The organism is Actinoplanes lutulentus (assembly GCF_003259845.1).
Classification (GTDB): domain Bacteria; phylum Actinomycetota; class Actinomycetes; order Mycobacteriales; family Micromonosporaceae; genus Actinoplanes; species Actinoplanes lutulentus.
In genome coordinates this window covers 46,418-73,322 of the sequence record NZ_QLMJ01000018.1, presented here as the reverse complement: position 1 = coordinate 73,322, position 26,905 = coordinate 46,418, and the positions used below count along the sequence as shown (strand labels likewise).

At 70.2% G+C, this 26,905-nt stretch carries 21 protein-coding genes and 2 pseudogenes; 7 read left to right on the top strand and 16 right to left on the bottom strand.

The features are described from left to right. Positions 1–7: 7 nt before the first annotated feature. The 4 genes from B0I29_RS32610 to B0I29_RS32595 all read right to left on the bottom strand — a co-directional run bounded on the left by B0I29_RS32610 (position 8) and on the right by B0I29_RS32595 (position 5,346). Positions 8–1,180: a cellulose binding domain-containing protein gene (locus B0I29_RS32610; RefSeq protein WP_111653122.1), complete on the bottom strand. Its 1,173-nt coding sequence runs from the start codon at positions 1,178–1,180 to the stop codon at positions 8–10. Between the two features lie 76 nt (positions 1,181–1,256). Further along, on the bottom strand, positions 1,257–2,663 hold the full coding sequence (locus tag B0I29_RS32605) for a (Fe-S)-binding protein (protein ID WP_111652973.1): 1,407 nt from the start codon (positions 2,661–2,663) through the stop codon (positions 1,257–1,259). Between the two features lie 21 nt (positions 2,664–2,684). After that, complete coding sequence (locus tag B0I29_RS32600) at positions 2,685–3,890, bottom strand: FAD-binding oxidoreductase (RefSeq protein ID WP_111652972.1); 1,206 nt, start codon at positions 3,888–3,890, stop codon at positions 2,685–2,687. 1 nt (position 3,891) lies between these two features. Then, a complete protein-coding gene (locus B0I29_RS32595) occupies positions 3,892–5,346 on the bottom strand; it encodes an FAD-linked oxidase C-terminal domain-containing protein (RefSeq protein ID WP_111652971.1) in 1,455 nt (484 codons plus the stop codon). Between the two features lie 180 nt (positions 5,347–5,526). Here B0I29_RS32595 and B0I29_RS32590 point away from each other — a divergent pair, with 180 nt between their 5' ends. After that, positions 5,527–6,216: a hypothetical protein gene (locus B0I29_RS32590; protein ID WP_111652970.1), complete on the top strand. Its 690-nt coding sequence runs from the start codon at positions 5,527–5,529 to the stop codon at positions 6,214–6,216. Positions 6,217–6,561: 345 nt separating this feature from the next. Next, positions 6,562–6,969, top strand: coding sequence for a helix-turn-helix domain-containing protein (locus B0I29_RS32585; protein WP_111652969.1), 408 nt, complete (start codon positions 6,562–6,564; stop codon positions 6,967–6,969). Positions 6,970–6,983: 14 nt separating this feature from the next. Here the strand turns inward: B0I29_RS32585 and B0I29_RS47745 are convergent. Both B0I29_RS47745 and B0I29_RS32580 read right to left on the bottom strand, forming a co-directional pair. After that, positions 6,984–7,997 (bottom strand): annotated as a pseudogene (locus B0I29_RS47745) (MAB_1171c family putative transporter); the annotation flags it as partial. After that, the gene (locus B0I29_RS32580; protein ID WP_111652968.1) at positions 7,994–8,500 is read right to left on the bottom strand and encodes a hypothetical protein; all 507 of its coding nucleotides are present in this window, start codon (positions 8,498–8,500) and stop codon (positions 7,994–7,996) included. The pseudogene B0I29_RS47745 and the gene B0I29_RS32580, both read right to left, overlap by 4 nt. Positions 8,501–8,692: 192 nt before the next feature. Here B0I29_RS32580 and ppdK point away from each other — a divergent pair, with 192 nt between their 5' ends. The 3 genes from ppdK (at position 8,693) to B0I29_RS32565 (ending at position 13,073) form a co-directional block, all read left to right on the top strand. Then, the gene (gene ppdK / locus B0I29_RS32575; RefSeq protein ID WP_111652967.1) at positions 8,693–11,371 is read left to right on the top strand and encodes a pyruvate, phosphate dikinase; all 2,679 of its coding nucleotides are present in this window, start codon (positions 8,693–8,695) and stop codon (positions 11,369–11,371) included. 190 nt (positions 11,372–11,561) lie between these two features. Beyond that, entirely contained in the window at positions 11,562–11,972 is a 411-nt protein-coding gene (locus B0I29_RS32570; protein ID WP_111652966.1) for a VOC family protein, read from the top strand. Between the two features lie 429 nt (positions 11,973–12,401). Continuing rightward, entirely contained in the window at positions 12,402–13,073 is a 672-nt protein-coding gene (locus B0I29_RS32565) for a YceI family protein (protein ID WP_111652965.1), read from the top strand. Positions 13,074–13,110: 37 nt separating this feature from the next. Here B0I29_RS32565 and recQ read toward each other — a convergent pair whose 3' ends face one another. From recQ to B0I29_RS32550, 3 genes are all read right to left on the bottom strand, one after another. Continuing rightward, positions 13,111–14,955 (bottom strand): DNA helicase RecQ, encoded by a 1,845-nt coding sequence (gene recQ, locus B0I29_RS32560; protein WP_220091474.1) that lies wholly within the window; start codon positions 14,953–14,955, stop codon positions 13,111–13,113. Positions 14,956–15,005: 50 nt separating this feature from the next. Beyond that, entirely contained in the window at positions 15,006–16,934 is a 1,929-nt protein-coding gene (locus B0I29_RS32555) for a SpoIIE family protein phosphatase (RefSeq protein WP_245972904.1), read from the bottom strand. A gap of 148 nt (positions 16,935–17,082) precedes the next feature. Then, positions 17,083–17,745 (bottom strand): GTP cyclohydrolase II, encoded by a 663-nt coding sequence (locus B0I29_RS32550; RefSeq protein ID WP_111652963.1) that lies wholly within the window; start codon positions 17,743–17,745, stop codon positions 17,083–17,085. A 135-nt stretch (positions 17,746–17,880) separates the two neighbouring features. Between B0I29_RS32550 and B0I29_RS32545 the strand changes: the two genes are divergently transcribed. Continuing rightward, positions 17,881–18,705 carry a RibD family protein gene (locus B0I29_RS32545; protein ID WP_245972943.1) on the top strand — a complete coding sequence of 275 codons (825 nt, stop codon included), beginning with the start codon at positions 17,881–17,883 and terminating at the stop codon, positions 18,703–18,705. A 1,067-nt stretch (positions 18,706–19,772) separates the two neighbouring features. Here the strand turns inward: B0I29_RS32545 and B0I29_RS47050 are convergent. The 5 genes and pseudogenes from B0I29_RS47050 to B0I29_RS32520 all read right to left on the bottom strand — a co-directional run. Continuing rightward, positions 19,773–20,642 (bottom strand): annotated as a pseudogene (locus B0I29_RS47050) (lysylphosphatidylglycerol synthase transmembrane domain-containing protein); the annotation flags it as partial. Positions 20,643–20,761: 119 nt separating this feature from the next. Beyond that, the gene (locus tag B0I29_RS32535; RefSeq protein WP_111652961.1) at positions 20,762–21,526 is read right to left on the bottom strand and encodes a class I SAM-dependent methyltransferase; all 765 of its coding nucleotides are present in this window, start codon (positions 21,524–21,526) and stop codon (positions 20,762–20,764) included. A gap of 267 nt (positions 21,527–21,793) precedes the next feature. Next, positions 21,794–22,858, bottom strand: a complete 1,065-nt coding sequence (locus B0I29_RS32530; protein WP_245972942.1) for a glycosyltransferase family 4 protein — start codon at positions 22,856–22,858, stop codon at positions 21,794–21,796. A gap of 479 nt (positions 22,859–23,337) precedes the next feature. Beyond that, on the bottom strand, positions 23,338–23,736 hold the full coding sequence (locus tag B0I29_RS32525; protein ID WP_111652960.1) for a 6-pyruvoyl trahydropterin synthase family protein: 399 nt from the start codon (positions 23,734–23,736) through the stop codon (positions 23,338–23,340). 58 nt (positions 23,737–23,794) lie between these two features. Further along, entirely contained in the window at positions 23,795–24,778 is a 984-nt protein-coding gene (locus B0I29_RS32520; protein WP_111652959.1) for a zinc-dependent alcohol dehydrogenase, read from the bottom strand. A gap of 127 nt (positions 24,779–24,905) precedes the next feature. Here B0I29_RS32520 and B0I29_RS32515 point away from each other — a divergent pair, with 127 nt between their 5' ends. Next, positions 24,906–25,658, top strand: coding sequence for a CDP-alcohol phosphatidyltransferase family protein (locus tag B0I29_RS32515; RefSeq protein ID WP_111653118.1), 753 nt, complete (start codon positions 24,906–24,908; stop codon positions 25,656–25,658). Positions 25,659–25,675: 17 nt separating this feature from the next. On the opposite strand, the gene B0I29_RS32510 is transcribed toward B0I29_RS32515, so the two are convergent. Together B0I29_RS32510 and B0I29_RS32505 are read right to left on the bottom strand one after the other, a co-directional pair. Continuing rightward, positions 25,676–25,870, bottom strand: a complete 195-nt coding sequence (locus B0I29_RS32510; RefSeq protein ID WP_111652958.1) for a hypothetical protein — start codon at positions 25,868–25,870, stop codon at positions 25,676–25,678. Beyond that, positions 25,860–26,744 (bottom strand): ABC transporter substrate-binding protein, encoded by an 885-nt coding sequence (locus B0I29_RS32505; protein ID WP_111652957.1) that lies wholly within the window; start codon positions 26,742–26,744, stop codon positions 25,860–25,862. Before B0I29_RS32505 ends, B0I29_RS32510 begins: the two co-directional genes overlap by 11 nt. Positions 26,745–26,905: the final 161 nt, after the last annotated feature.

Genomic DNA, 26,905 nt, shown 5'->3' with positions numbered 1-26,905 from the left:
AAGGTCGTCAGAGAACTGCTGCCAACGCCGGGTACCACTTGTCGGCGATCTTCACGTTGCCGGCGTCGTTCGGGTGGACGCCGTCGTACGTGTCGGTCGCCGTGTTGAATCCGGTCCACTGGTCGACCACGCTGATCGGCGACGCGGCCGTGCTCAGCGACGACGCCCAGGCCGGGATCGCCGCGTTCAGAGCCACCACCCGCTGCCCGCAATCCGTGCAGGTGGACGGGTTCAGCGGGATGATCTGAGCGACCAGGATCCTCATGTTCGGGTTGGACGCCCGCATCTGGCCGACCATCCTGGTGTACGCGTCCAGGATCGTGGTCGTCGACAGGTTGCTCCAGGCGTCGTTCGTGCCGAAGTGCATCAGCACGACGTCCGGATCGGTGGCCGAGAGCCAGCCCGGCAGCAGGTTCTGGTTCGCCACGTTGGTCGCCAGATAACCGCCGTGACCTTCGTTCTCGCCGTCGTAGGCGAAGCCGCATCCCTGCCCGGGCAGCGTCCCGACGAAGTCGACCCCGGTGGCCGGCAGCTTCTGCCAGAGCAGCGCCCGCCAGCACCCCGGCGACCCGGTGATCGAGTCACCCAACGCCATGATCTTGACCGGCGCCCCGGCAGGCGGCGACGAGGGCGAAACAGAAGGGGACACCGACGGCGAAACAGACGGGGACACCGAAGGTGAAACAGACGGCGACACGGACGGTGAAACAGACGGGGACACCGACGGTGACACGGATGACGACACGGACGGTGACGCCGAGGGTGAGCCGGAAGTCCCGCCCGTGCAGGCCACCCCGTTCAAACTGAACCCGCTCGGTGCCGGGTTCGACCCCGTCCACGACCCGTTGAAGCCGAACGAAGCGGTCCCGCCGGTGGCGACGGTTCCGTTCCAGGCAGCGTTGCGGACGGTCACCGCGGTCCCGGCCTGGGCGACCACGCCGCTCCACAGCTGGGTGATCGTCTGCCCGGCTGCGAACGACCAGGTCAGCGACCACGACGTGACCGGGTCGCCGAGGTTCGTGACGGTGACGTTGGCGCCGAATCCGCCCGGCCACTGGCTGGACACGGCATAGGAGACGGAACATCCGGCGGCGGCCTCGGCCCGGGACGCGAGCGGGACGGTGGCGAGCGAGACGGTGACGAGGCCGGCGGCGAGGACTGCCACTAACCGTGGGCGCATGGGGATCTCCAATCGGGGACATTGGGAGCGCTCCCATTAACCCACATCAATAGACTGGAGAGAACAACGAAGAAATTCAGAGCAACGCGGAAACCGGCAGACCCCGGATCGACGCGTCCAGCACCTGCACCGTGTGCGCCATCGCGATCGACCCGCCCCGCCGCCGCAGCGCCGCCGCCACCTGCATCAGGCACCCCGGATTCGCCGTCACCAGCAACGCCGCCCCGGTCGCCGCCACCGCTGATGCTTTCCGGTCACCGAGCTCGGCCGCCGGAACCGGGTTCAGCACGTTCCACACCCCGGCCGACCCGCAGCAGATCTCCGGGTCGGCGATCTCCCGCACCTCAAGACCCGGAATCCCGCGCAGCAGCGCCCGCGGCTGCGCCCGCACCCCTTGCGCGTGCCCGAGATGGCACGCGTCGTGATAAGCCGCCGTGACCTGCAACGGATGCCGCTCCGCCACCGGACCGAGCTCCACCAGTAGCTCGGCCAGATCCCGGACCTTCGCGGCGAAAGCGGCCGCCCGCGCGGCATATGCCGGATCGTCGGCGAGCAGTTCGCCGTACTCCTTCAGCGACGACCCGCACCCCGCCGCGTTCACGACGAAGTAATCCATTCCGGTCCGCTCGAACGTCGCGATCAGCTTCCGCGCGAACCGCTGCGCCTCCGCACGCCGCCCGTTGTGCACACTCAGCGCCCCACAACACCCCTGACCGGAAGGGATCAGCACGTCACAGCCTTCAGCCGCGAGAACGCGTACCGTCGCCGCATTGACCTCGGGAAAGAACGCGGACTGCACGCACCCGGTCAGCATGCCCACGACCGCGCGCCGGTCGCCGCGCGCGGCGACGCGCCGCGGCGGCTTCGGAACCTTACGCATCAATCGCGGCGCCAGACTTTCCAAGGTCGCGAGCCGGGGTGCCACTCGCTCCAGGACGCCGGCGCGGCCCACAAGCCGCTGCAAACCAGACCTTTGGTACGCCCACAGCGGCCCCCGCAGCAAGCGCAGTCGCCGTGGATAGGGGAAGAGCGCGAAGATCGCCGCCCGGAGAGCGCGGTCCCGGCCGGTCCGTTCGTGCCGCCGCTCGACCTGGGCGCGGGTGTCCTCGATCAGCCTGTCGTACTGCACGCCGGACGGGCACGCGGTCACGCACGCCATGCAGCCCAGACAGTTGTCGAAGTGGCCGACCATCGAGTCACTGAGCGGTTCACCGGAGAGCCCCTGCCCGATCAGGTGGATCCGGCCACGGGGTGAGTCCATCTCCTCGCCCCAGAGCGTGTACGTCGGGCAGGTGGTCAGGCAGAACCCGCAGTGCACACAGTCCGAGACAAGATCCGCACTGGGCCGATTCTGATCATCAAAGGCGGGCTTGTTCTGATCGTCAAAAGCGGCCTGGCCCGCGGGCGTGCCGGCGCTCTCGGCAGCGCGCAACGCGTCCACCGGGGGAGTGCCGGTGCCATGCGTGGCATCCACATCGGCCATCAGAAGCCTCCAAAGAACCCGTCAGATCCCGCCCACGAAACGGCCCGGTGCGAACCGATGCTCCGGGTCGAACTGGTCCTTCACCCGCCGCATCAGCGCCAGCCCCGGCACCGGACCCCACATGTCGAGGGTGTCCCGCACGCCCTCCGGCGCCGACTGGATCACGGCATGCCCGCCGGCCCGGATCGCGGCCGCCCGCATGAGTTCGACCCGCCCGTGCGGCTCGATCCCGTCGGTGGAGAAACCCGCGTAGAGCACCCCGGCACCCGCCGACCCGGTCACCGTCGCGCCCGCCCCGACAGCCGTCGCGACCATCGCCGGAACCTGGGACAGCAACCCGGTGAGCTTCACCGTGACATCACCCGGCGGCGTCACACCCCACCAGGGCGGCGGCTCGTCCGACACATCCACCCCGGAACCGCCTGCCCCGGACGAGCCTGCCCCGGACGAGCCCGCCCCGGAGGAGCCGAGCAACCGGGCGACCACGGCTGCCCGTTCCCGCACCCCGGTCGCGGTTCCTTCGAGGAGTACCGCGATCTCCGGGTCGGTGCCGGGTGCGGCGTGCACCTCCACGGCGCTCGGCGCGACCTGGGCCGCGAGGACTCGGGCGGCGTGGATCGAGGGGGCGTTCGCGCGTACGAAAGCGATCGCGGCCGGCGCCGGATGCAGCCGGAAGACGCACTCGGTGATCAGACCCAAGGTTCCGAAGGAACCGGTGTAGAGCTTGCCCAGGTCGTAGCCGGCGACGTTCTTCACGACCTTGCCGCCCGCGTGGGTGATCTTGCCGTCCGGCCGGACCACGGTGATGCCGATCAGCAGGTCCCGGGCCGTTCCGTAGCGCAGCCGGCGGGGACCGCTGGCGTTCGCCGCGACGGTGCCGCCCGCGGTCGCGGCCGGGGGAGCGTCCAGGGCGAGCTGCTGACCGGGCAGGGCGTGCAGTTCGGCCATCGGCGTGCCGGCCCGGACCACCGTGATCAGGTCGCCGGCCGCGTGCTCGACCACCCCGGTGAGCCGGCGCGTGTCGATGATCAGGTCGAGGTCGCGGGGCGGCGGCCCCTGCTGAATCTTGGTGCCGCCGCCCCGGATCACCACGTTCAGGCCCGAGGAGGCGGCGATCAGCGCCGCCGCCTCCTCGGCACTGGCCGGTGCCGCGACCAGCCGGGCCGGCACGGAGCCGACCACGTCATCGTCACCCGCTTTGATGGCGAGATCGTCCAGAGCGGACATGTCAGAAAACCTCCGCGCCTTCGAAAGTGATCTGAGCCTGATCGGAACGGCGTGCCGGACGCTCGCCGCACAGGCGTGGTGTCGGGAAGACCTTGCCGGGATTCGCCAGGTTGTCCGGGTCGAACGCGCACCTGACCAGGTGCATCGTCTCCAGGTCGACGTCGCTGAACATGCGCGGCATGTACCGGGCCTTGTCCACGCCGACGCCGTGCTCGCCGGTGATCGACCCGCCGTGCTCGATGCAGAGGTCGAGGATCGCGCCGGAGACCGCCTCGGCGCGTTCCGCCTCGCCGGGTACGCCGTCGTCGAAGAGCACGAGCGGGTGCAGGTTGCCGTCGCCGGCGTGGAAGACGTTCGCGACCCGCACGCCGTGCTCGGCGGCGACCTCGTTGATCCGGCGCAGCACCTCGGGCAGCGCGGTCCGCGGGATCACCCCGTCCTGGACGATGTAATCCGGGCTGATCCGGCCGACAGCGGCGAACGCCGACTTGCGCCCGCGCCAGATGAGCTGCCGCTCGGTGTCGTCGGCGGCCACCCGGATCTCGAACGCGGCGGCCTCCTCGCAGTGCCGGGTGACCTCGGCGAACTGCGCCTCGACCTCGGCGGCCGGTCCGTCCAGCTCGACGACGAGCACCGCGCCCGCGCCGGCCGGATAACCGCAGTGGACGGCGGACTCGGCGGCCTCGATGGAGAGCGCGTCCATCATCTCGATCGCCGCCGGCACGACGCCGGCCGCGATGATCGCCGAGGTGGCGGCACCGGCCTGATCGGTGGAGGCGAAGGCTGCCAGCAGGGTACGTACCGTCTCGGGCAGCCGGGTCAGCTTCACCGTGACCTCGGTGGCGATCCCGAGCGTGCCTTCCGAACCGACGAACGCGCCGAGCAGGTCGTACCCGGGGGTGTCCGGCGCCGCGCCGCCCAGCGGGACCACGGCGCCGTCCGGGGTGACCACCCGCAGCCCGGTCACGTGGTTCGTGGTGAAGCCGTACTTGAGGCAGTGCGCGCCGCCGGAGTTCTCCGCCACGTTGCCGCCGATCGAGCAGATCTGCTGGCTGGACGGGTCCGGCGCGTAGTAGTAGCCGTGCGGTGTCGCGGCCTTCGTGACCTGCAGGTTGATCACACCGGGCTGGACCACGGCACGTTCGTCCTCGGGCCGCATGGCGACGATCCCGCGCAGCTGCGACGTCACGATCAGCACCCCGTCGGCGTGCGGGAGCGCGCCACCGCTGAGCCCGGTCCCGGAGCCGCGCGCCACGAACGGCGTGCGGGTGTCCGCGCAGGCCTTCACCGCCGCGACGACGTCGTTCTCCGAGCGGGCGAGAACCACGATCGCTGGGATGACCTTGTAGTGGGCGAGCCCGTCGCACTCGTAGGTGCGCAGCTGCTGGCGGTCGGTGAGCACCTGATCCGCACTGATCGCGGCCCGCAGGCGGGCCGCGAGCGCATCGATACCCATGGTGGGCCTCCCGGGGCGGCGGGTCACCGATGACGCCGCCTACGGCCACGCTAACCGTGATCGCCATCACGCGCGACGGGTGAGCCCGCCCAGTGAGATCAAACATGGCCCTCGGTGGCCGGGCTATCACGCGCTGTCGATGCTTTTTCGCAGGTCGGGGTCGTCTGCCAAGATGGCCCGATGTTCGCGACTCTGCGCGTTGTTCTTGCCGCTACCTGCGCCCTGGCCGTGGTGGCCGGCTGCAGCTCGCCGGACGAGCCGGACCCGGGGCCCGACGGCGGTCTGGTCAGCGTGACCACCATGCGTGGCGCGTTCCTCCAGGCCTCCGAGGTCGGCCCGACCTGGGCCGCCCCGGAGGAGAGCGCCGCGCCCACCCAGCTCGTCAGCTTCTGTGGTGGCGCCGGCGCGCCGCCCGAGGTGCCGCCCGGCGGCCAGCTGGTGTCGTCGTCGCTCGCCGACGAGGGGCAGACCGGTGCCCAGACGCTGCACCAGACCGCGCTCGTCTACCCGGACGCCGCCTCCGCCGCGGCCGGGCTGGCGTTGCTGCGCACGGTGGCCGACCAGTGCCCGCCGTCGTCCGACGTGCCGGCGACCGTCACGGCCGACCGCAACGAGCCGGCGTACGCCGAGACGACCGAGGTCCGTGATCTCGACGAGGGCGGCTGGTCCGGTTTCGTGATCGTGCGCCACAAGAAGTACGAAACCGCGCACCCGGGCACGGCCGACACTGCGGTGGCCGTGCTGAGCAGCCGCAACGTGGTGCTTGTCGACACGTACGCCCTGTATCGGCTGGACAACGCCAGCGCGTCACCCAACTTCGAGGCCGACTGGCAGAAGCTCGTGGGGTCCGTGGTGCAACGCGTGGGATAGACAGCGTGACCTCAGTGGTCTATTGTTCGCGGTGCGCCGTTGCGAGTTCTTCCCCCGTGGAATTCGCAGCGGCGCCCTTATTTTCCGGGCATGGCCGGTCGGTCCAATGCGGACTCATCCGACTGTCCGATGCGGACTCAGCCGTCTCGGTGAACTTTCTTGAGCGTTGTTCGACAGTCGCCTAGGCTTCTCATCAACCTCAGTTTACGGTCGGCCTGCATCGGGGGATGTGCATCGGTCTCGCGTCGCTTCATGGCGCGTTGTCGCTGCTCATGGTGACCAGAGGTGAAGTAACAGGTCCAGCAGCGGGCCGGTGGGAGTGGTGCCCAGTAGGAGTGGTGCGGGGTGTCCGGTACTGAGGGGGCCTTCTCGATCGCCGGGAAGCTGGACCGGCTCTTCCGCGCCACCGGCCGCCCGGAGCCGAGCTACATGGTGATCGCCGAGGCGATCCGGGCCGGCCAGGGCGTGGCGATCTCGCACACCTACATCTGGCAGCTGCGCACCGGCCGCCGCGACAACCCGACGGTTGCGCATCTGACGGCCCTGGCCCGATATTTCGGTGTGCCGGTGGCGTATTTCCTCGACGACGAGATGGCCCGCCGGGTCGACGGTCAGCTCGCGTTGCTGCGGTCGCTGCGCGATGCCGGGGTCACCGAGATAGCGCTGCGCGCCGCCGACGTGTCACCGGAGGGCCGGGAAGCGATCACCGAGGCGATCCGGCAGGTCTGGGAGTCCGAACACCCGGACCGGTGACGGAACGCCTGGCTCACCCGGGACAACCACGCGATCTCGTCAGCCATCTCCGGCCCGACGTGAGCCCATCGCCCGGGCGCGGCTGCGGGTGGCTCGCCGTCCGCACGCCGCCGCAGCGCGCCGGCGATCCGCCGAGCCTCCGCCGCCGCCGGGTCCGTGCACCCGTCAGCGTCCGGAAGAACAAGATCCGGAAGAACAAGATAGGGACGCAGCGCCAGCAGCCCGTCGCGGATCTCGATCACCCGGCGATAGAGCCGCAGCCGCACCCCGGCCTCCCCGGTCATCTCCAGCGCCGCACGCGCCGGCCGCATCAGGACCACCTCCGGGAAAGCGTCGCGCATCGCGCTCCAGAGGGGCCTCAAGATCAACAGCATGCGGTACGCACGAAGCACGGTCCCGAGTCGTGCGGCGGCCGGAACCGCTCCACCGGCCACGTAGAGCACCGCCCCGGCACTGCGCAGGCCGACGAGCCACGGCTCCCACGCCGCCGACTGCCACGGTGCTGTCGCCACCAGGATCGCCTTCGTTGAGGCGTACCCAAAAATGAGCAGGATGCCGGCGGCCATGGTCAGAAGCCCGCGCCGCAGCAGGCCGGCGGGCGCAGCCCGGCCGATGATCACGCAGGCGCGGGCACCGAGAAGGAGCACGACGGCGAGGTACGCCTCGAAGGTCACCCAGTAGGCGGTGTTCTCGGTGATGCGCGGCGCGGCGGACAGGACGCGGCCGGACGCCTCGATCGTCAGGAGGACGAGGACCCCGCCGGTGAGCGCTGACTGAAAACGACCATGGCCGGTCGCGGTGATCAGGGAGACGAACCGGAGCAGCAGATGCGCGGCGACGATGGCGAGCAGATGGGCGGCGACCGGTGCGGGCCGGCCGGCGGCGACCGCCGGCAGCGCGACGGTGATGGCGAGGGCACAGGCCAGCAGGTTCGCACAGAGGACGCGCCGGCGGGGATCGAGCAGGCTGGGCAGGCGAGCCAGGACGGCCACCCAGAAGAGCGCGGCGACCGAAGCGGCGGCGATCACCGGCCCGTGGCACCCAGATTATTGGCACCCAGACCATTGGCACCCAGAGCGTCGGTGATCCGGGTCAGCGTGGTCTCGGAGCCCGCGCTCAACCGGGCGTTGCGGATCATCGAGGCCAGCAGCTCGGCCTCGCGCTCCTGGTCCGTGGTGTAACCGGCGCGGCCCAGCACGTGACCGATAAGGGCCGGGTCGAGGTCCGGGAAGAGCAACGCCGACAGATCGCCTTTCGGCTGGTGATCACACAGCATGTGGGCGATCTCGTGCAGCACGATGTGCTCGGCGTGCAGCGGCGACGTCTCGGGGTCGTAGAAGACGTAATCGGCCGAGGGCAGCCCGAGCCAGAGCCCGCAGGGCGCTCCCGGGCCGAGGCCGGACAGCGGGCGTCGCTGGAGCGGTTTCCCGCGGGACGCGGACACCTCGGCGCAGAACTGATCGAGGTCGAAGGGGTCCGGAACTCTCAGCCCGCGCAGCCGTTCGGCGCAGCGCTGCCGGAGTCCACCCATTGCCGAAACGCTACCCCGGGTCCGCCAGTGCGCATAACTGCGCGGAGATGGCGTGATCCGATCAGGGTTCTCCGTATGGGTGTGGAAAAAGCCACGGGCTGTTAACTATTCGCTTGCCTCGTGCTTAGCCTTACGAATCGCGGGGCAGGAAGTTACTTCGGCCGCGATTTCTTAACCGGAGGTGGGTGCGGCATGAAGTTCGTCTACGACTTCCATGAGGGAAACAAGGACCTCAAAGATCTGCTCGGTGGCAAGGGCGCCAATCTCGCGGAGATGACGAACCTGGGCCTGCCCGTTCCTCCCGGTTTCACGATCACCACTGAAGCGTGCAAGGAGTTCCTGCGCGAGGGCACCCACGTCGAGGGTCTGGATTCCCAGATCGACGCGCACCTCGCCACCCTGGAGCGCGACATGGGCCGGCGGCTCGGCGACCCGGCCGACCCGCTGCTGGTCTCGGTGCGTTCCGGGGCCAAGTTCTCGATGCCCGGCATGATGGAGACCGTTCTCAACGTCGGGCTCAACGACGAGTCCGTCGACGGGCTGTCCCGGCAGGCCGGCGGCAACGACCGGTTCGCCTGGGACTCGTACCGGCGGCTCATCCAGATGTTCGGCAAGACCGTCTGCGAGGTGCCCGGCCACGAGTTCGAGGACGCGCTGCACGAGGCGAAGGTGGCCAAGGGCGTCAAGGACGACGTCCAGCTCGACGCCGACGACCTGCGGGCGCTGGTCACGGCGTACAAGAAGGTGTTCGCGAAGCACACCGGCCACGACTTCCCGCAGGACCCGCGCGAGCAGCTCGACCTGGCGATCGCGGCCGTCTTCCGGTCGTGGAACGCCGACCGTGCCGTCCTCTACCGCCGCCAGGAGCGCATCCCGGCCGAGCTCGGCACCGCGGTCAACGTGGTCGCCATGGTCTTCGGCAACCTGGGCTCCGACTCCGGCACCGGCGTCGCCTTCACCCGCGACCCCGCCAACGGTGAGCAGGGCGTCTACGGCGATTACCTGTCGAACGCCCAGGGCGAGGACGTCGTCGCCGGCATCCGCAACACGCTGTCGCTCAGCGATCTGGAACGGCTCGACAAGAAGTCCTACGACGAGCTGATGCAGATCATGGCGACGCTGGAGGGCCACTACCGGGACCTCTGCGACATCGAGTTCACCATCGAGCGCGGCAAGCTCTGGATGCTCCAGACCCGGGTCGGCAAGCGCACCGCGGCCGCCGCGTTCACGATCGCCAGCCAGCTCGTCGACGAGGGCGTGATCGACCTCGACGAGGCGCTCATCCGGGTCACCGGCGCCCAGCTCGGGCAGCTGATGTTCCCGCGGTTCGACCTGGCCTCCGACCCGTCGTCGTTGACGCGTGGCGTCGGCGCGTCGCCCGGCGCGGCCTTCGGTGAGGTGGTCTTCACCGCGGCCCGCGCCGTCGAGGTGGCCGCCACCGGCAAGTCCGTGATCCTGGTCCGGCGCGAGACCAACCCGGACGACCTGCCCGGCATGATCGCCGCGCAGGGCATCCTGACCAGCCGTGGCGGCAAGACCTCGCACGCCGCCGTGGTGGCCCGGGGGATGGGCAAGACGTGCGTCTGCGGCGCCGACGAGATGGAGGTGGGTTCGTCCTCCTTCACGATCGGCTCGCACACCGTCAACGAGGGCGACGTCATCTCGATCGACGGCACCACCGGCCGGGTCTACCTCGGCGAGGTGCCGGTCCGGCCGAGCGAGGTCGTGCAGTACTTCGAGGGTGACCTCGACCCGGCCCAGGCCAACGACCCGCTGGTCTTCGCGGTGCACCGGATCATCTCGCACGCCGACAGCAAGCGCCGTCTCTACGTGCGGACCAACGCGGACACCGGCGCGGACGCTGCCCGGGCGCGGCGGTTCGGTGCTCAGGGCATCGGCCTGTGCCGCACCGAGCACATGTTCCTCGGCGATCGGCGTGAGCTGGTCGAACGGCTTATTCTCGCGCGTACCGAAACGGATCGTGACGCCGCGCTGGCCGCGCTGCAGCCGCTGCAGCGCGCCGACTTCCTGGACATCTTCCGGGAGATGAACGGCCTGCCGGTCACCATCCGGCTGATCGACCCGCCGCTGCACGAGTTCCTGCCGTCCCTGGAGGAGCTCGCCGTCAAGGTGGCCGTCGCGCACGAGCAGGGCCAGCGGGTCGAGCAGGACGAACTGATGCTCGCGGCAGTGCGCCGGATGCACGAGCAGAACCCGATGCTGGGCCTGCGTGGCGTACGTCTGGGCCTGGTCATTCCCGGTCTTTTCGCGATGCAGGTGCGTGCCATCGCCGAAGCGGCGGTCGCGCTCGCCGCCGAAGGCGGCAAGCCGCGACCCGAGATCATGGTCCCTCTGGTCGGTGCCGTCCAGGAGCTCGAGACGGTACGCGCGGAGGCCGAGAAGATCATCGCGTCGACCGTCGCCGACTCGGGTGTCGAGATCCTGATCGGCACGATGATCGAGGTGCCGCGTGCCGCTCTCACGGCGGGCCAGATCGCCGAGGCGGCCGAGTTCTTCTCCTTCGGCACCAACGACCTGACCCAGATGGCCTGGGGTTTCTCCCGCGACGACGTCGAGGGCGCGTTCTTCTGGCGGTACCTGGAGCTGGGCATCTTCGGTATCTCGCCGTTCGAGTCGATCGACGCCGACGGCGTCGGCCGGCTCGTCAGGATCGCCGCCGAGGAGGGCCGGGCCGCCCGCCCGGGCCTGAAGCTCGGCGTCTGCGGTGAGCACGGCGGTGACCCGGACTCGGTGCACTTCTTCCACGAGGTCGGGCTGGATTACGTGTCGTGCTCGCCGTTCCGGGTGCCGATCGCGCGCCTGGAAGCGGGCCGGGCGGCGGTCGAGTCGGTGGGTTCCGACCACCGCTGAGAATTCTTTTCATAGACCCGGGCGGCCCTCTCCACTACGCGGCGGATGGGGGCCGCCCGCTTTTCCGTTCGCTCTCTCCTATTGATCAACGCCTTTTGCTCTGTTGGCGCGCAAAATGGCGTGGTATCGCTCGGGTGGAGCCGCGTCGATGTGCGGAAAAGTGTCGGTGGGTCGGTCTAGCCTGCGGGGCATGACTTCGAAACTGAACCCGTACCTGACATTCGACGGCAACGCGCGTGAGGCGGTGGAGTTCTACCGCGACGTTTTCGGCGGCGAGCTGGCCATCTCGACGTTCGGCGAGTTCGGCGGACCGGACGAGTCCATCAAGGACAAGATCATGCACGCCCAGCTGGAGACCCCGCAGGGTTACACGCTGATGGCGTCGGACACCGCACCCGGCATGCCGTTCAGCCCGGGCGGCACCATCACGGTGAGCATCAGCGGTGACGGTGAGGACGGTCTGCGCGACTTCTGGGCCAAGCTGGCCGAGGGCGGCACCGTCAACGTGCCCCTGGAGAAGCAGATGTGGGGCGACGAGTTCGGTCAGCTCGTCGACCGGTTCGGCGTCCCCTGGATGGTGAACGTGGTCCAGCCCAAGTAGGACGATGGGTGATCGCCTCGATGCTGCGGGTGGCCGTTCCTGAGAGTTTAATGCAAATCTGAAGGAGATGCTGGTCACGTTTTTCGCTACGCAGAGTCGCCATCCTGACGGGTGTCGGAAGCTCGACACCACCGGTGCGGTCGGCTCGGCTGATCGGTGAGCGTAACTCTCCCCCTCGGCATTACCCCAGCTCAGGGCAATGTTGAGCGCTGATCTGGAACGTGGCCAAATCGGACCAAAGCCGGGATCAAGGGCGACGCGGGGCCTGTGCCGACGGACACGAAATGTATTCCTCGGGGGCGCGGTTTGATCAACGTGGAGCCTAGACTCGCGGCACATCCGTGGTTCCTGCGAGCTGGTGGGCTCGGGAGCCGCCGCGTCCGCGAGCCTCGTCGCAGGGGCCGCGACAACGCCGAGGGGGAGGGTTACGTGAACGTCGACCGGCCGATCCGGGAGTGGAACGGCCTGATCATTCCGGATCCTGGTGTCTACACACTGGACGATGCCCACAAGCGGATCGGGTTCGTTGCCCAGCACATGATGGTCAGCCCGATCCGTGGCGAGTTCGCCCAGGGCTCCGCCTCGATCCTGGTGGCCGAGGACCCGCTCCAGTCCCAGGTCAGCGCCAGCATCGTGGCCTCCAGCATCAACACGCACAACCCGGAACGGGACACGCATCTCGCCAGCGGCGACTTCCTGGACGTCGCGCGGTACCGGACCCTGGAGTTCCGCAGCACCGGGATCACCTGGGAAGCGGAGAGCGACCCGATCTTCCAGTGGGCGCGGCTGCGCAACAACCCGCTCGCCCGCCGGGGCGCCCAGGCGGATCTGCCGTCGGCGGCGACCCGCGCGTCCGGGCGGTTCGTGGTCGCCGGCATGCTGACGATCAAGGACGTGACCCGGCCGATCAAGCTGCACATGGAGTTCGGCGGGGCGCGCCGTGACCCGTACGGGCGGGACATCTTCGGGTTCAGCGCCAGCGCCGAGTTCGAGCGTGAGGACTACGGCCTGGTGTGGAACGTACTGCTGGAGAGCGGCGGCGTCCTGGTCGGCAAGAAGGTCCGCATCGAGATCGCCGGCGAGGCGATCCGGGGGAGCTGAGCGCTTCTGAAGAGGCCGCCGCTGTCCAGCGGCCTCTTCAGGCTTCGGCCCGGGTCACTTCCAGGACCTGGTCGCCGAACTTGGCCAGCTTGGACTGGCCGACCCCGGTCACCGTGCCGAGCTGCTCCAGGCTGACCGGCGCGAGCGTGGCGATGGCCCGCAACGTCGCGTCGTGGAAGATCACGTACGCCGGGACGCCCTGCTCCTTGGCGACCGCGCCACGCCAGGTCCGCAGCTTCTCGAACAGCGGCGCCGCCGACTCCGGGAAGTCCGCCGGCGCGGCGGCCGGCTGACGCGACGACCCGGACCCGGAACGGGACTTCGCCACCGCGAGCTCACGGCGCATCATCAGCTTCCGTTCGCCGCGCAGGACCTCGCTGCTGCGGTCGGTGAGCGCCAGGGTGCCGTACTCACCCTCGACGGCCAGGAACCCGCCGGCCAGCAGCTGCCGGACCACGCCGCGCCACTCGGCCTCCTTCAGATCGGTGCCGATGCCGAACACCGACAGGTCGTCGTGGCGGAACTGGCTGACCTTCTCGGTCCGCTTGCCCAGCAGGATGTCGATCGACTGCCCGGCGCCGAACTTCTGCCCGCGCTCCTTCTGCAGCCGGAACACCGTGGAGAGCAGTTTCTGCGCCGGCACGGTGCCGTCCCACGACTCCGGCGGCGAGAGGCAGGTGTCGCAGTTGCCACACGTCTCGGCGGCGGTTTCCTGACCGAAGTACTCCAGCACCTGCGCCCGGCGGCACGTCACGCTCTCGCACAGCGCCAGCATGGCGTCCAGGTGCCGGTTCGCGTTCCGCCGGAACTCGGCGGCCCCGTCCGAACTCTCGATCATCTTCCGCTGCTGCACCACGTCCTGCAGCCCGTACGCCAGCCAGGCCGTCGACGGCAGCCCGTCCCGCCCGGCCCGCCCGGTCTCCTGGTAGTACCCCTCCACCGATTTCGGCAGGTCCAGGTGCGCTACGAACCGGACGTCGGGCTTGTCGATCCCCATCCCGAACGCGATCGTCGCGACCATGACCAGGCCGTCCTCGCGCAGGAAGCGGCCCTGGTTCTGGAAGCGGGTCCGCGCGTCCAGCCCCGCGTGGTACGGCAGCGCCGGGATCCCGTTGTCCGACAGGAACTGGGCGTGCTTCTCCACCGACGCCCGGGACAGGCAGTAGACGATCCCGGAATGCCCGGCGTGCTCGGTCTTCAGCAGGTCGAGGAGCTGCTTGCTCGGCGAGTTCTTCGGCACGATCCGGTACTGGATGTTCGGCCGGTCGAAGCTGGCCGTGAAGTGCCGTGCCTCGGTGAGCCGCAGCCGGGACGCGATCTCGTCGCGGGTGGCCGGGGTCGCGGTCGCGGTCAGCGCGATCCGCGGCACGTCCGGCCAGCGCTCGTGCAGCATCGACAGGTTCAGGTAGTCGGGCCGGAAGTCGTGACCCCACTGCGCCACACAGTGTGCCTCGTCGATCGCGAACAGCGAGATCTTGCCGCGGTCGAGGAGCCGCTGCACACCGGCCGTGCCGAGGCCTTCCGGCGCGACGTAGAGCAGGTCCAGCTCACCGGCGACGAACTCGGCCTCGACGATCCGGCGCTCGTCGAAGTCCTGCGACGAGTTCAGGAAGTTCGCCCGCACGCCGACGGTGCGCAGCGCGTCCACCTGGTCCTGCATGAGCGCGATCAGCGGCGAGATCACCACGCCGGTGCCGGGCCGGACCAGGGCCGGGATCTGGTAACAGAGCGACTTCCCGCCACCGGTCGGCATCAGCACCAGGGCGTCGCCGCCGTTGATCACGTGGTCGACGATGTCGCCCTGCTCCCCCCGGAACGAGGGGTAGCCGAAGATCCGGTTGAGGGCGTCGGTGGCATCTGACACGGAGTGCGGGGAAGTCACCCCGCGATAGTAGAGAGGTTCTCAGAAGATCGGCGCATGCCTGTGGATAACTATGGGGTGACCCCGGACAGCCCCACCAGGTCGAGAATCTGCCGTGCCGGGCTGCCCGGCAGCGCCACCAGCGTGAGCGGCGCGTCGTCGTGATGGCTCTCCGCGACCAGGTGCAGGGCGGAGACACCCGCGCTGGCCAGATGCGTCACCCCGGACAGGTCCACGGTCATCGGCACGGTCCCGCCCCGGCTGCGGCGCAGCAGATCCTGCCGGACCTGGGCGGCGGACGCGGCATCGATCGGGCCGTCGAGGCGTACCCGGGCCTCGTCGCCGCCGGGCAGCTCGCTGATCACCAGCTCGGCCGGCGGCGGCACCGGCGTCACCACGTCGGCGAAACCGGTCAGCAGCCTGGCCGGCCGGGTCAGCGGGTGCCGCACTGTCGCCACCGTGCCGGTCGGGCCCGGTTCCACCCGCAGGCTCTGCACCAGCTGGGCGGTCAGCGCCAGACCCCGGCCGCGGGTCGGCTGCCGTTCCGGAACCCGCCAGCCGCCATGGTCGGTGACTGTCGCCTCGACGTGTCCGTTCGTGGTCAGCGTTGCGCGTACCTCGATGATGTCCTTGCCGAAGTCGCCCCCGAAAGCGTGCTCGATCGCGTTGGTCGCGAGCTCGCCGAGCGAGTGCTGCAGCACGAAGACGTCCGTCTCGGCCGCGCCCGCGGCAGCGAGCCACCCACCCAGCTGTGCGCGCGCTCCCCGCAACGCCGCCGGCTCGGCCGGCAGATCAACAACCAGATCGGGTACGGGTGGAACACGCTGCGCGGCGAGCAGAGTGATGTCGTCGGCGTGCCCGCCGGACCGGACCAGCAGCTCGACGGTCTGGGTGCAGACGCGTTCGGCGGCGGTCGCGTTCGGATCGTGCAGAGCTCGCCCGGCAGCCGTGTCCGAGGCGACCTGAGCGAGTTCCTCGGCGGCATCTCCCACGGTTCCCGGCCGTTCCAGTACCCCGTCGCTGTAGAGCAACAGCAGGTCACCGACGGCGAGCCGGGCGTTGCGGACCGGGAAGTTGCCGCCCTCGCGTGCTCCGACACCCAGCGGCATCCCACCGGTCCCGGGCAGGTAACGCGTCCCGCCGGTCGCCGAGATCAGCAGGGGCGGCGGGTGTCCTGCTGTGCAGTACGCCAGTTCGCCCGTACCCGGGTCGAGAAGAGCGAGACAGACGGTGGCCGCGTGAGCGGCCCGCACCCGCTGCGCGAGGCGGTCGGCCGCCGCGAGGGCCTCGACGATGCCGACGCCGGCATCGAGGCGTTCCTGCAGCACCGCGCGGAGCTGGCCCATCACCCCGGACGCGGTCACGCCGTGCCCGACCACGTCGCCGACGACCAGGGCGACCTGACCGTCCGGACGCGACACCGCGTCGAACCAGTCACCGCCGGCAGCGGTCTCGGCGTCCGCCAGCAGGTAACTCGCCGCCACCTGCAGGCCGGGCAGCACCGGCAGGCCGGACGGCAGCAGCTCCCGCTGCAACGCGGTGATCACGTCCCGGCTCTGCTCGAAGCGGCGGCGCAGCCGGTCCGCCTCGGCCTCGGCGGCCTGCCCGGACCGGGCCAGCTCGGTGACGTCGAACGCGGCCCCGATCACGCCCCGCAGGTCCCCGCCGGCGTCGAGCCACGGCACGATCGTGAACGTCGCGAACATCTCGTGCACGGAACCGTCCGGCTGCTTGATGTGCGCCCGCCACTGCCGGCCGGTGATCGGCACGCCGGTCCGGTAGACCTCGTAGTACGCGTCCACGAACTGCTGTCCCGAGAGATCGCTGATCACGTCGCGGATCGGCCGGCCCAGCACGTCACGTCCGGGCAGGACCGCGCGGGTCGCGGCGTTGCACGCGACCACCAGCAGCTCCGGTCCCTCGCACACGGCCACGATGAAGGGAAGCTGGTCGACGGCGCCGAGCATCGCGTCGAGATCGCCCGCACCCGGAAGGTTCACGCCCGTCACCCTCCCATCGTGACGGAGGACGCGCCAGAAGGCTCCGGGGGTCACTCGGCCCAGCTACCCCTTGTTGTCGCTCCGGTTCTGGCTGTCATTCCTGTTCTGGTCGTCACTCTTGTTCTGGTCGTCACTCTTGTTCTGGTCGTCACTCGGCCAGTGGGAGCTCGATCGTGTGGGCGGTGTGTGACGCCTTGACGCTGAGGTACCGCACGTTCGCGGCGGACAGGTGCACCCCGGTCGGGATCCGCTGCGTCACGTCGATACCCAGGCCTTCGAGCTGCGTCGCCTTGTCCGGGTTGTTGCTGAGCAGCCGGAGCCGGTCCACACCGAGCGCGAGCAGCATCTGCGCGGCGGCGGTGTAGTCCCGCTCGTCCTCACCGCGGCCCAGAGCCACGTTCGCCTGGTAGGTGTCGAGGCCGTCGTCCTGCAGTGCGTAGGCGTCCAGCTTCGCGTACAGCCCGATGCCACGGCCCTCCTGCCGCAGGTAGAGCAGGAACCCGCCCTGCTCGGCGATCCGCTCGACGGCCTCCCGCAGCTGCGGGCCGCAGTCGCAGCGCTGGCTGCCGAAGACGTCGCCGGTGAGGCACTCGCTGTGCGGGCGTACCAGCGGGGCCCGGCCGCCGGCCGCCGACTTGGTCAGGGCCCGTTGCCAGTCACCCAGGCCGAGCGCGAGATGCTCCTTCCCGTCGGCCAGCCCGTCGAAGGTCATCACCCGTGCGCTGGTGGCGTAGCCGTCGGGGAAGCGCAACGGCACGCTCACCTGCCGCCGGATGGTCGCCTTCGCCAGAGCTGCCGGGGCTTCGAACATCAGTCCTCCTCGTTGGTTCCCGCCGTGCCGTCCTGCTCAGTTCCATCGATGCCGGGGTCTCTACGTTGCCCGGAGATCGGCCACGTCATGCAGCGGATTATCGTGGGGAACATCTTCCGATCCGGGGTGGCAATGGTGGTAGAGCGTCCGTACATCCTGCTGAGCTGTGGCATGTCGATCGACGGCTATCTGGACGACGCCTCCGCCGAGCGGCTGATGCTGTCGAACGACGCCGACTTCGACCGGGTCGACGAGGTCCGCGCCGGCTGCGACGCGATCCTGGTCGGCGCCTCGACGATCCGCCAGGACAACCCGCGGCTGCTGGTGCGCTCGGCAGAACGCCGGGCCGCCCGGGTAGCCCGTGGCGAGCACCCGAACCCGGTCAAGGTCACCGTAACCAGCACCTGCCACCTCGACCCGCAGGCCTCGTTCTTCACCGCGGGCGACGCGGAAAAACTGGTCTACTGCGCGACCCCGGCGGTGAACGAGGCCCGCACCCTGCTGAACGCCACCGCCCCGGCCTCTCGTGCTGACGTGGTGTCCGGCGAGGCAAGGGCTGCAGGTGCTGCGGCCGCGGCTGGTGCCACTGCCACTGCCACTGCCACTGTCGGTGTTGACGCCACTGCCGGTGCTGGCGGGTCGCTGATCACCGTTGTGGACGGTGGCGACCCGGTGGACGTGCGCCGCGTCGCGGACGACCTCGGCGAGCGCGGGATCCGCCGGCTCATGGTCGAGGGCGGCGGCCGGATGCACACCCAGTTCCTCACCGCGGGCCTCGCCGACGAGCTCCAGCTGGTGATCGCCCCGTTCTTCGTCGGCGACGCACGAGCCCCGCGCTTCGTCCACGACGGCGCCTTCCCCTGGGGCCCCGCCAACCGAGCAGGCCTCGCCGAGGTCCGCCAGATCGGCGACGTGGTCCTGCTCCGCTACGCCCTCTCCGACCGCTTCGACAAACCCTGAAGCAAGGGGCCGCCGCCAAGTGACGGCCCCGGACGAGCCAGAGCCCACCCGAGCGGTCCCCGATGAGGCGGCCCAGCCGAGCCCAGCCCGACGTTGCGCCGACCCGGGCTGCGCTGACCCACGCTGCGCTGACTCGGATTGCGCTGGCCCGGATTGCGGTGACCCGGATTGCGCTGGCCCGGATTGCGCTGGCCCAGGCTGCACGGGTCCGGGCTGCGCTGACCCAGGCTGCGCTGACCCACGCTGCGCTGACCCACGCTGCGCGGGTCCGGGCTGCACGGACTCGCGCTGCGCGGGTCCTGACCGTGCGGGTCCCGGCACGGGGATCCCCGATCGCGCGTTCTCGGATCGCGCAAGCCGCGATCGCACGAACTCGGATCGATCAAACCGTGATCGCACGAAGCCCCATCGACCGCGCATCGGCGATCCGAATCCCGGCCGTGCAGGCTTTGACTGTGCGGGTTCCGGCCGTGCGGGTTCCGGCTGTGCGGGCAGCGGTGAAACGGACATTGACGGGTGGATCAAGCGGCGACACCGCCGGAGTATGCGGGCTGCCTAACCAGGGACCGGCGACGACCCTGCCGTGTATTCGCAGGCAGAGCCGCAGCAGCCGACAGGGCGCCAACGGGCACAAGATCGGCGGACCCAAGGTCAGCGGCGACGAGATCGGCGTGCCCAAGGTTGGCGGGGACGAGATCGGCGGGGACAAGATCCGCGGGCAGAAGAGCAGCCGGGCGGACGACCGCTGACAGGGAGCGAACCGGGATCGGCGCCGGGACGATGATCGGACGGGCGGCCATCACTGGTGCCGGCGAAACCGGCGCGATGAGGTGGGCCGAGGCGGTCTGCAGAGCCGGGGCGATGAGGTGGGCCGAAGCGATCTGCAGAGCCGAGGCGATGGAGCTGGCCGAAGCGGTCTGCAGAGCCGGGGCGGTCAGGCGTACCGAAGTCTGCGAAGTGGGTGCGGTGTGACGTGCCGAGACGGTTCGCGGAACCGGGACGGTGTGGCGTACCGAAGTGGTCTGCGGAGCAGTGACCACCGGCTGTGCCGTGCGGCGCGCCAGCAGCCGGACCACCACGATGGCCGCGCCGGGGGCCGCAGCCACGAAGGCCAGGATGCCGTAGGCGACCGCGATCGTCAGGCCCTGCGCCGCACTCAGGCCGGCCGCGCCGAACGCCCAGGCCATCACGCCCTCACGCGGCCCCCAACCGCCGACGTTGACCGGCAGCCCCATCGCGATCAGCGCGAGCAGCAGCAGCGGCGCGAGCTGCAGCAGCGAGGCCGCACTTCCGGCGGCGCGCGCCGCGATCACGAACGTCGCGAGGTGCCCGGCGAGCACCGCAGCCGACGCGAACAGCACGCCGGGACCGTTGCGACGAGAGAGCAGCCCCACCCGGATCTCGGAGATCCCGGTGCGGGCGGCCTTCGCCGCGCGGCCCTTCTTCGCCGAGTCGTGAGACTTCTTCGCCGACAGGCGCCGCAGCCCGAAGAGCGCAAGGCCGCCGGCCAGGAGAACCCCCGCGCTCACCGCGGCGGTCGCGGCAGCGTGCTCCTTCAGCAGAGTCAAAACCGGCGAGGGTACGAGGAGAAGCACGAGCGCTCCGACGAACAGCAGAACAAACTGTCCCGCCGTCCGCTCCAGCACCACGGCCCGGACACCCCGGCCCACGTCGCCCTCCTCACGACCGTGCTGGACGGCGCGCCCGACGTCGCCGAGCACACCACCCGGCAGCGCCGCGTTGAGGAAGAGCGCCTGGTAGTAGTCGGCAGTCGCGGCCCGCAGCGAGAGCTTCAAACCGAGACTCCGGGCGACCAGGCACCAGCGCCATGCGCTGAGCACCGTGGTCGCCGCGCCGATGCCGAGCGCCACGGCGAGGGCGCCTGCGTCGAGCACCCGCAGCCCGTCCAGGAACGCGCCGGTGCCCAGCCGCCACATCACCAGAGCCAGAATGCCGGCCCCACCCAACAGGCGGGCCCAGGCCCAGATCGATCGCGTCACGTTCTCGTCCCCTCGTTGCTCTCGAGGACTAGTACGCCCGATTCACAGGATCTGGTTCAGATGAAGATCGCTAAAACATCTTGATGCCCGACCGAGATGTTCGGAACGGCCGCGATTCGGCGATCCAGATAGGGGCTGACAGGCAGGGCGGAGTGCTGCTCGGCGGCCGCTGAGGTCCAGCCGCGCAGCCACTCGGCGGTCAGCGCGGACCGGGCCGCCCCGAGCCGCCAGGGACTCGCGCCGGTCACCACCTGGGCACCCGCTTTCTCAAAGGCGGCCGCCGCGAACGCAGGCGCATCGGGTCCGAGCAGCCGCCGGCCGCCGGTCTCCCGCCGCTGATGCTCGTTGAACGCCGCCTCCACCTCCCGGTCCAGTGGATCCTCGGGAGCCATCCGCACCTCGCCGGTCACCGAGAGAGTGAACAGCGCGCTCACCCGGGCCTCTGCCAAGGTCGCGACGAGGGTCTCGACCTCGGCGGCGGTGAGAACGTCGAGCAGCGCCGAACAGGTGACCAGGTCGACACCGTCCAGGTCGGCCGGCGTCAGCTCGGTGACGTCGCGCAGATGGGTGCTGACCGTGACCTGGGGTGGCATGCCGTCGGCGGCGAGCGTCAGCAGCGCCGGATCGCGGTCCGTCATGATCCAGTGCTGGGGCATCGGCAGGCGGGGGGCCAGCCAACGGCCCATCGAGCCGGTGCCGCAGCCGAGGTCACGGATCACCCTTATCCCGGCGGGTAGCTCGCGCAGCAGGCCGGCATCGCGGGCCTCGGCGTCGGCAGGCTCGCGCAGGGCGAGCCAGTCGGGGCTGAACTCTCCGGTCATGGGTTTCTCCGTCCGTCGTGGTGCCGTGCTGATGTCGCATGTCAGGTCTACCGGAGGCGGCCTAACCGGGGCGTGTCAGGTCTTGTTAGGCCGGTGTCATGCCGGGCTCGGTAGCTTTCTCGTTGTCAGGGCTCGCTTGCCGGGCCATTCGTCAGGGCTCGCTTGCCGGGTCACTCGTCAGGGCTCGCTTGCCGGGCCATTCCTCAGGGATCGCTCATCAGGCGTTCGTCAGGGATCGCTCGTCGGGCCTGCTTGTAAGGGGTGCTTTCAGGGCTGGTCGGCGTGCTGCACGGGCCGATCGGCTTCACCGGTGTCCGGCTCGCTGAGGATGGCGGCGAGACGCTGGGCGGTTTCGTCCCAGCCGGTGAGGGTGTCGCGGCGGGCGCGGGCGGCGGCGCGCCAGCGGTCGCGTAAGCCGGGGTCGGTCAGCCAGTCACGCAGGGCGCGGGCCAGGGCATCCGGGTCATCCGGCGGGATCAGGAGGCCAGGCACCAGATGGTCTGGTGCTGAGTGGCTGGGCACCGGATGGCCAGGTGCTGGGTGGCTGGGCATCAGGAGGCTTGGTCCTGGGTGGACAGGGCTCGGTTGGCCGGGCTGTTGGTGGCCGGGTGCTGGGGCGGTTCCGAGCGCCTCGGGGACGCCGCCGACGGCCGTTGCTAGCACCGGGAGGCCCCGGGCCAGGGCTTCTGTGACGACCATGCCGTACGTCTCGGCACGGGAGGGGAGGACGAACAGGTCGGCTTCGGCATAAGCGGCGTCGAGTGCCGCTCCGGTCAGCGGGCCGGGCAGGTGGACGTTGGGGATGAGCTCGGGGACGGCCGGGCCTGCTCCGACGAGTGTGCAAGTCCATTCGAGGTCCGTGAGCTGCTTCAGGGCGGCTACCAGGACGTCCTGCCCCTTGCGGTGGGTCAGTGACGCCACGGTGAGCAGACGTCCGCCGGCCGGAGACGGCTCGGCAAGGGGGGAGGGGTCGACGCCGGGTGGGGCCACGTGCACATCGGGGAGGTCGTGCATTCGCTCGATGCGGTGGGCTGCCTCGGTGCTGGTGGCGATCACGAGCGAGGCCAGATGCAGGGAGCGTCTCTCCAGGGCGGCCAGCGTCGCGGCTTCCTCGGCAGAAAGCGCGGTCTCGTCGGACAGGGGGAGGTGCACCAGGATCGCCAGGCGGAGGCGGTCGGAGTGTGGTTCGAGGATCTCCGGGATTCCGCAGGCCACGAGACCGTCGAGCAGGACGGTCCCGCCGTCGGGAACGGCACGGAGGATTTCGGCCACGGCATGCCGGGCGGCGGCTTCGGGGCGGGGCCAGTCGCCGGGGACGGCGGATTCACGCACCGAGATGGGCGCGGGGCCCGCCGCGCGGGGCTTTGCCGCCGTGGGCTTTGCCGCCGCGCTGAGTTCCGCTGCCGCGCCGAGGTCTGTTGCCGCCGTGGGCTCTGCTGCCTCGCTGAGTTTTGCTGCGGCGCTTAGTTTTGCTGCCGCGCTGGGTTCTGTTGCCGTGCTGGGTTCTGGCGCCGCGCTTAGTTTTGCTGTCGCCGTGGGCTCTGTTGCCGCGCGGAGGTCTGTTGCGGCGCTGGGTTTTGCTGTCGCCGTGGGTTCTGTTGCCGCGCTGAGGTCTGTTGCCGCGCTCGGATCTGCCGCGGCGTTGGGTTCTGTTGCCGTGTTGAGCCGGGCTGGGCCGCAGCGGGCCGCTGCGTTGGGTTGTGGTGGAGCGAGCACTGTCGACAGGCGGCGGAGTACCTCGCGGTCGTAGCGGTTGCCGCCACTCGGGGCTGCCGGGTCGTCGATACCACCCGGCAGCACCGCGTGGAGAATCACAGCTCGCGCTCGTAGCTTGCCCAGGCGATGTGTGACTCGTGGAGGGTGATCGTGATGCCCGTCAGGCCGGATGCGCCGGCGCCGAGTTCGCCGGCGTGGGCGCGGACTGCCAGGCGGTCGGCGATGACCTTCGCCAGGAACTCGGTGGAGGTGTTGATGCCGGTGAACTCCGGGTCGTCGTCGAGGTTGCGGTAGCTGAGACCGGAACAGATGGTGTGCAGCTGCTCGCTGGCACGCCCGATGTCCACCACGATGTTGTCGTCGTCCAGCTCGGGGCGGCGGAACGTCGCGTCCACCACGAAGGTGGCTCCGTGCAGGCGCTGCGCCGGTCCGAAGACCTCGCCGGAAAAGCTGTGCGCGATCATGATGTGGTCGCGGACGGTGACGCTGAACAAGTGAATGTCTCCTCGGGTCGCTCGGTTCTGAGTTTTACGGGTACCCACCGTAGAAAGATCAATTCCCGCTGGGGTAGTCGATCACCTGGCAGAGGGCGGGCAGGGAGCCGTCGGCCAGGCGGGGCAGGGTCGTCGGCAGGTCGTCGAAGTTCGACCGGCCGGTGATCAGGGTTTCGAAGCGTGAGTCCTGGAGCAGGTTCAGGGCCAGTTCGAGGCGGTCGGCGTACGTCCGGTGCCGGTCCGGCCGGATCGCGCCCACCTGGCTGCTGCGGATCGTCAGACGGCGGGAGTGGAAGAACTCGCCGAGCGGGACGTTGACCGGGCGGTCGCCGTGCCAGCTCAGCTCGACCACGGTTCCCTCCGGGCGCAGCAGTTCGAGGGACCGGGTCAGGCCGGCCGAGGTCGCGCTCGCGTGGATGACCAGGTCACGGCCTTCGGCAGCCGCGGCCGGCGTCGCGAACCCGATCTTCAGGGACTTCGCGGTCGCCTCGCGGGTGGTGTCGGTGTCGACCAGCTGGACGTCCGTGCCGGGGAAACCGGCCAGGACCGCCGCCACCGACAGGCCGACCATGCCGCCGCCGACCACGGTGATCCGGTCACCGACCTGCGGGTGCGCGTCCCAGACCGCGTTCACCGCGGTCTCTACGGTTCCGGCCAGCACCGCGCGGTCCGCCGGCACGCTGTCCGGGACCACGGTCACGCTCGTGGCCGGCACCACGTACCGGGTCTGGTGCGGGAAGAGGCAGAAGACGATCTTGCCAACGAGTTCCGGGACGCCGGCCTCGACCACGCCGACGTTGAGGTAGCCGTACTTCACCGGTGCTGGGAAGTCGCCCGCCTGGAACGGCGCCCGCATCGTCGCCCACTGGCTCTCCGGCACCCGGCCCTGGAAGACCAGCGTCTCGGTGCCGCGGCTCACACCGGAGTGGAGGGTTCGCACGAGCACCTCACCCGGACCGGGATCGGGATCGGGCACATCCTCGGCGCGTATCTCCCCGGATCCAGGGCAAACCAGCCAGAAGGCGCGAGCCGATTTCGACAAGGGGCCACCTCTCCACGAGAACGATCAGGCACTTCCACGAGAAACGATCAGCCATCCCGTGAACCGAACCACCCCGGAGAGCGTGTCAATCGGGGACAGCGGCTAAACCCTACGTCCAGGAGGAATGGTGACCATCAGTACCGCCACGACCACGACGAGTCCTTCCCGGGCTCCGCTGGCGGGTTTCGCCGCCCAGCTCCTCCTCCTTGCCACCCTCGCGATTTTCGCCGGGCTGAGCAGCTGGGGATGGCTTTCGGGCATCGTGTTCGGCGCGGTTCTGTGCGGCCTGCTGCACCGGGCGGCGCTGCCGGCCCTCGGCTGGGCCAACCTGATCACTTTCGGACGCGCGATCCTGACCGGTGGCGTGACCGCCCTGGTCTTCTCGGCCGCGTCGGGTGTCGACGTCTCCGCCATGCTGCTGGTGACCATCGCGGCGATCGCGCTGGCGATGGACGGTGTGGACGGGCAGGTGGCCCGGCGGACCGGAACCACCACGGAGTTCGGGGCACGGTTCGACATGGAGGTCGACGCGTTCCTGATCCTGGTGCTGAGCGTGTCCGCGGCCCTCGAACACGGCTGGTGGGCCCTCGCGATCGGCGCGTTCCGGTACGCCTTCGTCGCCGCGTCCTGGGCGCTGCCCTGGCTGAACGCCGCGCTCCCGCCCCGGTTCGGCCGCAAGGTCGTCGCGGCGCAGCAGGGGATCATGCTGGCTGTCGTGGTGAGCGGACTGCTGCCGAGCTGGCTCGCGGTCGCGGCGCTCGTGGTGGCGCTCGGGTCGCTGACCTGGTCGTTCGGCCGGGACATCGGCTGGCTCTACCAGGCGTCGCGGGTGCGCCAGACGGCCCGCAAGCGCTGGTCCGCCACCCTCGTCACGCAGTAGAACCCGCAGCCGGCGGCTTATCCCGCGTCGGCGACGGCGGCCCATCCCGCGTCGGCGACCGCCCATCCCGCGACGTCCCATTCCGAGGTGGTCTGGCTCGCGGTGGCCTGGCTCGCGGTGGCGCGGCTCGCGGTGGCCCGACCCGCGTTGGCCCGACCCGCGGTGGCGCGGCTTGCGGGGTTCGGCTCGTGGTGGTTCGGCTCAGGCGACACGCTGGATCGCGCCGGGTGGGGCCTGCGGGACCGCGTCCGGGTGCAGGATCGCGGCGATCGCCTCTACCCCGTCGACCAGGCGCGGGCCCGGGCGGACGACCAGGCCGTCACCGTCGATCGCCCAGATCGCCGCGCCGGGGAAGTGCGGCTTCACCGACTCGGCCTGTCGCACGGCACCCTCCAGGTGGTACCCGCACGGCGTGACCAGCACAACGTCCGGCCCGGGCGCGGACAATTCGGCCCACGTCACCTGCACCGATCGCTGCCCCGGACGGCCCGCCACCGGCTCACCGCCCGCCGCCGTGATCAGGTCCGGCACCCAGTGCCCCGCCCCGAACGGCGGATCCACCCACTCCACCACCGCCACTTTCGGACGCGGGCGGCCTTCGACCGCCGCGGCCACCCGCGCGAGGCGTTCCTCCAGCCGGGCGGTCAGCTCCCGCCCTTTCTCGGGTACGCCCACCGCGCGCGCCACCTCGGCGAAAGAGGCGAGCACGTCGTCGAGGGTGTGCGGGTCCAGTGACAACACGTCGGCCCGGCAGCCCAGATGCGCCAGCGCGTCATCGACGTGGCCGGAGGGCAGCGCGCACACCCGGCACAGGTCCTGCGTGAGAATGAGGTCCGGCGCCAGGCCGGCGAGCGCGTCCGCGTGCAGGGTGTAGAGGTCCCCGCCGACCGCCATCTGCGCTCGTACGTAGTCGTCGATCTCGGCCGGAGTCATGGCTTTCGTGTCGCGCCCACCGACGACGACGGTCTTCGTGGACCGGGCCGCCGCCGGCTCGTCACACTCGAACGTCACACCGACCAGATCCTCCCCGAGCCCCAGGGCGTAGACGATCTCGGTAGCGGACGGCAACAGAGATACGAGGCGCATGCGGCCCATCCTGCTCCTCGTTCGGACTTCCTGCTTGGTGCCCGGCTCAGCGCTGGTCATCCACGCTCGGTGTCGCGCCATCCACGCAGCGTGCTGGACGGGCGTGCTGGACGGGCGTGCTGGACGGGCGTGCAGGGTGGGCGGGTCGGGTGGGCGTGCTG

Bases quoted from the DNA above. Each gene is read 5' to 3' on its own strand.
- B0I29_RS32610 (WP_111653122.1), bottom strand. From the start codon at position 1,180: ATGCGCCCACGGTTAGTGGCAGTCCTCGCCGCCGGCCTCGTCACCGTC.
- B0I29_RS32605 (WP_111652973.1), bottom strand. From the start codon at position 2,663: ATGGCCGATGTGGATGCCACGCATGGCACCGGCACTCCCCCGGTGGAC.
- B0I29_RS32600 (WP_111652972.1), bottom strand. From the start codon at position 3,890: ATGTCCGCTCTGGACGATCTCGCCATCAAAGCGGGTGACGATGACGTG.
- B0I29_RS32595 (WP_111652971.1), bottom strand. From the start codon at position 5,346: ATGGGTATCGATGCGCTCGCGGCCCGCCTGCGGGCCGCGATCAGTGCG.
- B0I29_RS32590 (WP_111652970.1), top strand. From the start codon at position 5,527: ATGTTCGCGACTCTGCGCGTTGTTCTTGCCGCTACCTGCGCCCTGGCC.
- B0I29_RS32580 (WP_111652968.1), bottom strand. From the start codon at position 8,500: ATGGGTGGACTCCGGCAGCGCTGCGCCGAACGGCTGCGCGGGCTGAGA.
- ppdK (WP_111652967.1), top strand. From the start codon at position 8,693: ATGAAGTTCGTCTACGACTTCCATGAGGGAAACAAGGACCTCAAAGAT.
- B0I29_RS32570 (WP_111652966.1), top strand. From the start codon at position 11,562: ATGACTTCGAAACTGAACCCGTACCTGACATTCGACGGCAACGCGCGT.
- B0I29_RS32550 (WP_111652963.1), bottom strand. From the start codon at position 17,745: ATGTTCGAAGCCCCGGCAGCTCTGGCGAAGGCGACCATCCGGCGGCAG.
- B0I29_RS32535 (WP_111652961.1), bottom strand. From the start codon at position 21,526: ATGACCGGAGAGTTCAGCCCCGACTGGCTCGCCCTGCGCGAGCCTGCC.
- B0I29_RS32505 (WP_111652957.1), bottom strand. From the start codon at position 26,744: ATGCGCCTCGTATCTCTGTTGCCGTCCGCTACCGAGATCGTCTACGCC.